Below are 9741 nucleotides of genomic sequence, written 5' to 3' on the forward strand. Positions count from 1 at the left end.
GCTGAGCAGCGCTCAGCCGGTGTGTGCGGACCTGTCCCCGGCGACCTGCTCGTCGACGATCTGGGTCTTGAGCCATTCCTCGACGATCTGCGCCGTGGCTGCGGAATCCTCGCGGGCGAGGGAGACGTGGTTGGCGTCGACCTCGCGCACGACGGCGGTCTCGACCACCGGCGGCGCCGGATTGTGACCGGGTTCGAACTGGCCTTCGAACAGAGGCTTGGTCGACCGGACGAGCAGGACCGGCGCGCTGGTCGGGGTGAAGGTCATCGTCTGGAGCAGCGCGGCCCAACGGCCCATCGCCGAGAGCCTGGAGTTCGTCAGCCGGAACGGGATACTCGAGGTCCGGGCGAAGTTGATCCGCATCATCTGGGTGAAGTCGATGCCCTCGTCGTGGCTGTGCGTGAGGCTGAGGGTGTCGAGCAGGACCACGGCCTCCGGCTTGATGCCCCAGGTGGTCTCCATGAGCCCCGCCGCGGTGTAGGCCAGCGTCCCGCCCGACGAGTGCCCCATCAGCACGAACGGCCGGCCGTCGGCGGCGCGCAGCGCGCTCTCCGCGATGGACTTGACCGCGACCTCGGCATTTCCTGGCAGGTGCTCGCCGGGTGTGAAGCCGAGCAGCGGCAGCGCGCTCACCTTGCGCACGCCCCGCCAGTGCGCGGCGAGCGCGGCGTACTGCTGTGGGCCCGCGTTGGCCGTCGGGGTGCTGACGCAGATGAGCGGCGGATGGGCGGGACCGTCCGCCAGCGTCACCGGCCACGGCAGGTCCGCCAGCTCGGCGGTGACCTCGACGCTGGGCCGGATCGCGGCCACCGCCTTGATCATGGTCCTGATCTCGCCGTCCTTGCCGCCGGATGCGAGCGCGTCCAGGAACATGGACTCGAGCGAGTCGGATTCGGGCTCGACGCCGACGGCCGGAGCGCTGGTCGTGGACAGCCCGGCGCGCAACTGGTCGGCCAGGGCGGTCGGCGTCCCGGCGTCGAAGACCAGCGTGGCCGGCAACTGCAGGCCGGTCGCGGTGGACAGCCGGTTACGCAGCTCGACCGAGGTGAGCGAGTCGAAGCCGAGCTCCATGAACTGCTTGGCGCGGTCCGGCTCCGAGACGCCGGCCATGCCGAGGACGGCCGCGGATTCCGCGTAGACCAGTTCAAGCACGGCCTGCGTCTGCTGCTCCGGGTCCATCGCCGCCAACCGCTGCTTGAGCGTCGCTGCTTCGGCCTCGCCGGCTGCGGTCGCCTGCCGCCGAACGCCCTTGACCAGGCCCCGGAACAGCGGCGGAAGGGCTCCCGGCGCCTGGCCAGGGCCGACCGGTCGGCCCTGCGGCACCAGGAAGGCCCCGCCGGTGGCCACCGCGGCGTCGAAGAGTGCCAGCGCCTGGTCGGGGCCGAGGCTCTGCCCGGCGGTGGCGGCCAGTCGTCGGGTGACCTCCGTCGCGCTGCCGGCCATCCCGTCCGCTATCTCCCAGGCCGGCCAGGCGATGCTCTGTCCGGGCAGCCCGTCGGCCGACCGTCGGTATGCCAGTGCGTCGAGCACCAGGTTCGCGGCGGCATAGCCGGCCTGTCCGGGGGAGCCCATGATCCCGGCGATCGACGAGAACATGATGAACGCGGCCAGGTCGAGGCTCTTGGTCGCCTCGTGCAGGTGCCAGGCCCCGTCCGCCTTGGGCGCGAGGACGGCACCGAGGCGGTCGGGAGTCAGCGAGGTGAGCACGCCGTCGTCGAGTGTCCCGGCGGCGTGGATCACGGCGGTGAGCGGATGGGCGGCGGGAATTGAGGCGACCAGGGCCGAGACGGCATCGGGGTCGGAGACATCGCACGCGGAGACGGTGACCGTCGCCCCGGCGCCGGCCAGTTCGTCGCGCAGTTCGGCGACGCCCGGGGCGTCCGGCCCGCGTCGGCTCGCGAGATGGAGGTGCCCGACGCCGCGAACGGTCACGAGACGGCGGGCCAGCAGCGCGCCGATCCCGCCGGTGCCCCCGGTGATCAGGACCGTCCCGTTCTCGTCCCATTCAGGGGCCGAAGGCTCCCCGGAGGCGGCGGTCACCCGGGCGAACCTTCCGGCGCGCACCTCGCCGTCGCGGATGACGAACTGGCCCTCGTCCCGGGCGGCGAGCAACCGTGCGACCGGCAGCGGCCCGGAGTGCTCGCCTTGCAGGTCGGCCAGGATGAACCGGTCCGGGTGCTCGGACTGGGCGGAGCGGACCATCCCCCAGACGGCGGCGGCGGCCAGGTCACCACCGGTGACCGCGTCCTCGGTGAGCACGATCAGCGGCACCCCGGCCAACTTGGTGTCGGCGAGCCAGCGCTGCATGAGTTCGAGCGCGCGGGCGGCAAGCGCGTGCGGGGACCGCGGCGTCCGGTCGGCGCCCGCGTCGTCGAGCAGATCGCAGACGGGCAGCAGCACGGCGGTCTCGGCGCCGGTCAGCTCGTCCGCGGAGGCCACTCCGGCGCCGATCTCCCAGCGGTCCCGACCCAGCACCACGCAGCCCGCGGGCACGGCCCGGCTCGAGTCGGCAGCCGCAGCGGGCTCGGTCGCGGTCGCGGTCGCGGTCGCGGTCTCGGTCTCGGTCTCGGTCTCGGCGAGCGGAATCCAGTCCAGTTTCAGCAGGGTGCCTTGGCCGGGGACGCCCGCCGGTGCCGCCGACGGCGCCCGCAGTGTCAGGGATCGCACCCGCATCACGGGCCGGCCGGCCGGGTCGACGGCCGTCACCTCGGCCGTCGCGTCGCCCAGGTTCCGGATTCTCGCCCGCAGTCGGGACGCGCCCGTCGCGTTCAGCACCACCCCGCTCCACGAGAACGGCACCCGCGTGATGCCCGGGGTTCCGACGCCCGCGTAGGGGACCGCTTGCAGCACCGCGTCGAGCAGCGCCGGATGCATGCCGTACGCCCGGGGGTCGGCGTCGGCCTCGGCGGGCATCTCGACTTCGACGAACGCCTCGTCCGGCCGCTGCCAGATCGCCTTGACCCCGAGGAAGGACGGGCCGTAATCGAAGGCGGTCGCCGCGTACAGTTCGGCCGGATCGACCGACGTCGTGCCGTCCGGTGGCCAGGCCCGCGCGCCGAGGTCGTCGGCGGACGGGTCGGACGTGGCGGCGAGCGCGCCGGTCGCGTGCTCGGTCCACGGTGCCGCTTCGTCGTCCACCGGCCGGCTGAAGATGCGCACCAGACGCTTTCCGCCGCCGTCCGGGGGCAGGACCCGGATCTGGATGAGCGTCGCGGTATCCTGGCTGAGCACGAGCGGGTTGCCGATGGTGAGATCGTCGACGCCGCCCAGGCCGACCTCGTCGGCGGCACGCAGCGCCAGTTCCAGGAATCCGGTCCCCGGGAACACCACTGCGCCGCCGATCACATGCTCGCCCAGCCACGGCTCGGCGGCAGGCGAGAGTCGGCCGGTGAGTACCGTCTCGCCGCTTTCCGCCAGTTCCACCGCCGCGCCGAGCAGCGGATGAGCCACGCTCGCCAGCCCGGCCCCGCGCACGTCGCCGCCCGCCCGGCCGGCCCGCGGCCAGTACCGCGCACGCTGGAACGGGTAGGTGGGGAGATCCACCACGCGCGCTTCGCCGCCCGCGAACCATCCCGCCCAGTCCACGTCGGCGCCGTTCACATACAGCGAGGCGAGCGCCGTGAGCACGCCCTCTTCTTCCGAGCGGCCGTCACGCAGCGGTGCCGCCGCCACCGCCATCGGCTCGGCCGCCTCCGCCGCCTCGGCCCCTGACACGAGCCCGGACAGGGCCGCACCAGGACCAACCTCCACAAACCGTGTCACGCCCGCGTCGCGGAGCGCCGTGACCGTGTCGGCGAACCTCACCGGCTCACGCACCTGGCGCACCCAGTATTCGGGATCGGCCATGTCCGCGCCCACCGACAGCGAGGAGACCACATCGAGTACCGGCCGCTCGAACGTCAGCTTCGCCACCACACCCCGGAACTCGTCGAGCATCGGCTCCATCAATGAGGAATGGAACGCGTGCGAGACCCGCAACCGCCGTGCACGACGGCCCGCGAACCGCGCCACCACCCCATCCACCGCCGACGCCTCACCCGAAATCACCACCGATTTCGGACCGTTGACCGCCGCGATCGACACCCCCGCGCCCAACAACGGCGAAACCTCAGCCTCCGAAACCTCCAGCGCCACCATCACCCCACCAACAGGCAACCCCTGCATCAACCGACCCCGAGCGGACACCAGAACAGCGGCGTCCGCCAACGACAGCACCCCGGCCACGTGGGCCGCCGCCACCTCCCCCACCGAATGACCCGCCACGAACTCCGGCACCACGCCCCACGATTCCAGCAACCGGAACAGCGCCACCTCCACCGCGAACAATGCCGGCTGCGCCCACCCCGTCTGCTTCAACGCCTCCGCGTCCTCACCCCACACCACGTCCCGCAACCCCGGATCAAGATGCGACAACACCTCATCAAAAGCCCCCGCAAACACCGGGAACCGCTCATACAACCCCCGCCCCATCCCCAACCACTGCGACCCCTGCCCCGGAAACACAAACCCCGTACGACCCTCAAACGCGTGCCCCCGCGCGACCTCACGCACGACACCGCCGTCCTCGGCCGACAGCACCGCCCGATACGGCATCGCCGAGCCACGCACGGCCAGCGAAAAACCGACGTCGACCGGTGGCACACCGGTCAGCACACCGAGTTGCCCCACCCGAGCGTCCAACGCGGCAGCCGACCGCGCCGAGACCGCCCACGGCACCACACCCGAATCGCCGTCAGGACGTGTTGATTCGGACATCTCCATCTCAGGAGCCTGCTCAAGAATCACGTGCGCGTTCGTCCCGCTGATCCCGAACGACGACACACCCGCACGACGAGGACGACCCGCATCAGGCCACGGACGGTTCTCGGTCACCAGCTCCACCGCACCGGCCGACCAATCCACCCGCGACGACGGCTCGTCGACATGCAGCGATCGCGGCACCACTCCATGCTGAATCGCCAGCACCGTCTTGATGACGCCGGAGATCCCCGCCGCGGCCTGGGCGTGCCCGATATTGGACTTCACGCTGCCCAGCAGAAGCGGTCGACTCGCTTCGCGGTCCTGGCCGTACGTCGCCAGCAACGCCTGCACCTCGATCGGATCACCCAACCGCGTACCGGTGCCATGCCCCTCCACCACGTCCACGTCGGCCGGACTCAACCCCGCCCCCGCCAACGCCGCCCGCACCACCCGCTGCTGGGACGGGCCGTTCGGCGCCGTCAAACCGTTCGACGCACCATCCTGATTCACCGCAGAACCACGCACCACCGCCAACACCCGATGACCGTTCGCCACCGCATCCGACAAGCGCTCCAGCACCACGACCCCGGCGCCCTCGGACCACCCCGTGCCGTCCGCCGCATCGGCGAACGACCGGCAACGACCCTCGGGGGAAAGGCCGCCTTGGCGCGAGAAGCCCGCGAAACTCATCGGTGTCGACATGACGGTGACGCCGCCGGCCAGCGCCAGCGAGCACTCCCCGCCCCGCAGCGACTGCGCCGCCAGATGAATCGCCACCAGCGACGACGAACACGCCGTGTCCACCGTCACCGCCGGGCCCTCGAGCCCGAACGTATACGCCACCCGGCCCGAGACGACACTCGTGGTCAGCCCGGTCAGCGCGTGCCCCTGGACGTCCTCCGCCGCGTTGAGAACCAGGTTCGTGTAGTCGGCCCCCGAGACGCCGAAGAAGACCCCGGTCCTGCTGCCACGCAGTGAGAGCGGATCGATACCCGAGCGCTCGAACGCCTCCCACGCGTTCTCCAGCAGCAGCCGCTGCTGCGGATCCATCGCCACCGCCTCACGCGGCGAGACGCCGAAGAACCCCGTGTCGAACTCCGCCGCGCCGTCGATGAACCCGCCGTGACCGGTCGTGCCCGCTCCGAGGTCGTCGGAAGCCAGCACACCGAGGTCCCAGCCCCGATCGGCCGGAAAGGGCGTGACGCCGTCGCGGCCCTCGACGAGCAGCTCCCACAGGTCATCGGGGCTGCGCACAGCGCCGGGCAGCCGGCAGGCCATTCCCACGACCGCGATCGCCCCTTGCCGGCCATCCTCAAGCTCGCGCAGTCGCTCCTTGGTCTGCTTCAGGTCCGCGGTGACCCACCTGAGGTAATCAACGAGCTTGGCATCGTCGGACATAGATCAGAGCCCTTCTGTGAGCGACGCAGTCGGACGGGCCGCCGGTCGATCTGCGGATGCGGGATCGAATCCGACCACCGAGTTTCCAGCGGGGCCGCCACGAAAATCCCCAGTATTCGAGGCGGCCCGCGCACCGCTGCCGCCGCTGGGGCAGACGAGGGAAAGCCCTAGTCCTTCGGTGGGCTAATGCGACCGACAGCGTGCGGACGACGGCAGCCGTCCACGGCAGCGGATCGGCTGGGACGGATTCGAGGAAACCATGGCAGCCAGACAGAACCACGCAATCGGCCGCTCCCCCCGGGACCCGGCCGCAGGCCCGGCCTGGTCCAGGACAGCGGCGGTCGGCGATCTCGGGCTGCTCGAGCGGATGCTGATGACCACCGACGGTACGGTCACCACCCTGCTCGAGCAGATCGTCGGCGAGAGCATCACGACCTCCCGGCTCGACCATCGTGCGGGCCTGGTCGACCCCGGCGCGGCCGCCGCGCTGCCCTACCCGACGGACAATCTGCTGACCCGCACGACGCAGTTGGTCGGAACCGAGACCGGCACCGTGTACGTGTGGGCCACCTCGGTGTTCTGTCCGGGTGCGCTGCCCGCGCGGGTACGGACGGGCCTGCTGACGCTCGGTGAGCCGATCGGCAAGCTGCTGCGGCAGAACCGGGTCGAGTCCTTTCGGGAGATCCTCTCCATCGACCTGGTGGACGAGCACGGCCAGCGGCGCCCCCGCAGGCGCTACGTCATCTGCATCGGCGGCAGCCCGATATTGCACATCGAGGAGACCTTCACCGTGGAGTGCTTCAGCGAGCGAGCGGTGGAGACCGCCCAGGCCAACTGAGGCCGCGCCCCGGGGAGCCGGAACGGTCGGCGGGGCGCTAGGCGCCCATGAGGAGACGGAAGGTGTGGAAGCATGATCGGTCAGGAGGCTGAAGGCGAGGTCGTGGAGTTCCCTGCGCGGCTTCCCGGTCAGCCGTTCCCCCCGCCGCGGTACGCGGACCTGCGCGAGCGCGGCTGCCCCGTACGAAGTCGGCTACCGAACGGGCAGCCGATCTGGCTGGCGTCCCGGTACGAGGACGTACGCGCGGTGCTCACCGACCCGCGGATCAGCGCCAACCCGGCCAACCCGGGCTTTCCGCAGTTCGCGGCCACCGGCGGGGTGCCGACCCAGGAGCAGATCCCGGGCTGGTTCGTCGGCCTCGATCCGCCGGAGCACGACCGGTACCGCAAGGTGCTGATCCCGGAGTTCTCGGTCCGCCGGATCCGCAAGTGGCGGCCCGCCATCCAGCGGGCGGTGGACGAGTGCGTCGACGCGCTGCTGGAGTGTGACGGCCACGCCGATCTGGTCTCGGCGTTCGCGGTGACGGTACCGTCGCGGATCATCGCGACGATCCTCGGCGTCCCGCAGTCCGACCGTGCGTTCTACGAGTCGCGCACGCAGATCCTGGTGAGCCTCTCGGAAACCACCGACGAGCAACGCACCGACGCCGCACAGCAGTTGCTCCGCCATATCAACAGGCTGATCGCCATCAAGCAGAAGTGGCCGGGCGACGACCTGATCAGCCGGATCCTCGCCACCGGCGTACTCAAACCGCAGGAACTGTCCGGGGTCGTGATGCTGCTGCTGATCGCCGGGCACGAGACGACGGCGAGCAACATCGCGCTCGGAGTGCTGACCCTGCTGAGGAATCCCGAGTGGATCGGCGACGACGGGGTCGTCGACGAGGTGGTCCGTTTCCACTCCGTCGGCGACATCCTGGCGATGCGTACGGCGATCGAGGACGTCGAGATCGGCGGCCGCATGCTGCGCGCGGGCGAAGGCGTCATCCCGCTCATCGGTTCGGCGAACCACGACGCCGCGGTGTTCGAGGATCCGGACGGCTTCTGTCCGGGCCGGTCGGCGCGCGGGCACGTCGGTTTCGGCTACGGCGTGCATCAATGCCTCGGCCAGAACCTGGTGCGCGCGGAGATGGAGTGCGTGTACCGCACGCTGTTCGCGCGCGTCCCCACGTTGCGCGTGGCCTGCCCGGAAGAGGACCTGACCTACAAGTACGACGGGACGGTGTTCGGCCTCCGCGCACTGCCGGTCGCCTGGTGACGCCGACGAATCACTGAGGAGCGAACTCATGCGTATCACCACCGATATCGACAAATGCGTCGGCGCCGGCCAGTGCGCCTACTCCGCGCCGGCGTTCTTCGACCAGGACGAGTACGGGATCGTCACGGTGCTCGACCGTTCCCCGGACCTGGACCGGTTCCACCTGGTCCGCGCCGCGGTGGACCAGTGCCCGTCCGGCGCGCTCACCCTGGTCGAGGACCCGGCGGAGGGCTGAGCGGACCATGACCGTTGTGGAGCACTCGGGCCTCATGGCCTCGGATCTGCCCGCCGAACTGCGGGTCTGCCCGCATCTGCGGCAGACGACGCAGGGCCCTGCCGTGAGCCGCGTGCGCACCCCGGCCGGGGACGACGCGTGGCTCGTGTCCGGCTACACGCAGGTGCGTGACCTGCTGCGGGACGACAGGCTGGGCCGTTCGCACACCAGACCGGGTCAGCGCGCGCTGTACGCGGGGGATCCGACGTACGACCAGGTCATGGACTCGGACCACGCGCGGGCCGACGTCATGCACAGCGGTATGCGCAACCTCATCAAGCCGCAGTTCACGACGCGGCGCATGCTCGCGCTACGGCCGCGGGTGCGGGGGCGGGTGGGCGAGGGGGTCGACGCGCTCATCGCGCAAGGGCCGCCGGCCGACCTTCGTACCGACTTCTCCGAGCCCTTGGTCTGGCGGGTGCTGTGCGACGTGTTCGGGGTGCCGGACGCCGAGACCGACGAATGCGCGGGGCTCATGCGCCGCGCCGCGGGCGGCGACATCGCAGCACTGGGCACGTATCTGCGCCGGCTCATCATGGTCAAGCGCTTCCGCCCCGACGACAGCGTCGTCTCACGGCTCTGCCATACCGACACGCCGGAGGAGCAGGTGGTGCAGGCCGTGATGTTGCAGCAGTTCGCCGGGGTGGGAGCGATCAGCAAGCAGATCGCGTACGGCGTGCTGCTGCTGGCCGAGCAGCCCGAGCAGCGGGAAGCGCTGGCGGCCGACCCGGCGCTGCTGCCGTCGGCGGTCGAGGAGATACTGCGGCTCTCGGGAAGCCTCAGCCTGCCGCGGTACGCCCGCGCCGACATCGAGATCGGCGGAGTCACGATCGGCGCCGGCGATCTGGTGCTGCTCGATCTGACGCTGGCCAACTACGACGAGGCGTTCTTCGACGATCCGACGGCGTTCGACGTCTCCCGGTCGCCGAATCGGCATCTGACGCTGAGCCACGGCGTCTGGACCTGCCTGGGTGCCCCGCTGGCGCGCCTGCTGCTCTGCGAGGTCTTCGCCGAGCTGCCGGCCCGGCTTCCGGACCTGCGCCCGTCAGGCCCGGTCGATCGCCGGAGCGGGCCGCTCACCGGCGGCCTGCCCGACGGGCTCGCGTTCACCTGGTAGGGCCTCGCGCGAAAGGCACGGAAGGCAGAGCAGCGGCCGGCACCATCTCCTGATGGTGCCGGCCGCTTCGCGCTCCACGGGCGCGGCGCCGGGGGACGCCGCGCCCGTGCCTCACGC

At 71.1% G+C, this 9741-nt stretch carries 5 protein-coding genes; 4 read left to right on the forward strand and 1 reads right to left on the reverse strand.

What is annotated here, in order from left to right:
- Positions 1-12: 12 nt before the first annotated feature.
- Positions 13-6138, reverse strand: a complete 6126-nt coding sequence (locus tag OG329_RS03100) for a type I polyketide synthase (protein ID WP_405792567.1) — start codon at positions 6136-6138, stop codon at positions 13-15.
- A 259-nt stretch (positions 6139-6397) separates the two neighbouring features.
- On the opposite strand from OG329_RS03100, the gene OG329_RS03105 reads away from it, so the two are divergent.
- From OG329_RS03105 to OG329_RS03120, 4 genes are all read left to right on the forward strand, one after another.
- A complete protein-coding gene (locus tag OG329_RS03105) occupies positions 6398-6976 on the forward strand; it encodes a chorismate--pyruvate lyase family protein (protein ID WP_405792568.1) in 579 nt (192 codons plus the stop codon).
- 72 nt (positions 6977-7048) lie between these two features.
- Positions 7049-8233: a cytochrome P450 gene (locus OG329_RS03110; RefSeq protein ID WP_405792570.1), complete on the forward strand. Its 1185-nt coding sequence runs from the start codon at positions 7049-7051 to the stop codon at positions 8231-8233.
- Positions 8234-8261: 28 nt separating this feature from the next.
- Positions 8262-8468, forward strand: coding sequence for a ferredoxin (locus OG329_RS03115; protein WP_405792572.1), 207 nt, complete (start codon positions 8262-8264; stop codon positions 8466-8468).
- Positions 8469-8475: 7 nt separating this feature from the next.
- A complete protein-coding gene (locus tag OG329_RS03120; RefSeq protein ID WP_405792574.1) occupies positions 8476-9624 on the forward strand; it encodes a cytochrome P450 in 1149 nt (382 codons plus the stop codon).
- The last annotated feature ends 117 nt before the right edge of the window (positions 9625-9741 follow it).

Source organism: Streptomyces sp. NBC_01506, assembly GCF_045040295.1.
Lineage (GTDB): Bacteria > Actinomycetota > Actinomycetes > Streptomycetales > Streptomycetaceae > Streptomyces.

What these genes read in the sequence shown, in the direction of transcription:
- OG329_RS03100 (WP_405792567.1), bottom strand. Translation starts at nt 6,138, where the DNA reads ATGTCCGACGATGCCAAGCTCGTTGATTACCTCAGGTGGGTCACCGCG.
- OG329_RS03105 (WP_405792568.1), top strand. Translation starts at nt 6,398, where the DNA reads ATGGCAGCCAGACAGAACCACGCAATCGGCCGCTCCCCCCGGGACCCG.
- OG329_RS03110 (WP_405792570.1), top strand. Translation starts at nt 7,049, where the DNA reads ATGATCGGTCAGGAGGCTGAAGGCGAGGTCGTGGAGTTCCCTGCGCGG.
- OG329_RS03115 (WP_405792572.1), top strand. Translation starts at nt 8,262, where the DNA reads ATGCGTATCACCACCGATATCGACAAATGCGTCGGCGCCGGCCAGTGC.
- OG329_RS03120 (WP_405792574.1), top strand. Translation starts at nt 8,476, where the DNA reads ATGACCGTTGTGGAGCACTCGGGCCTCATGGCCTCGGATCTGCCCGCC.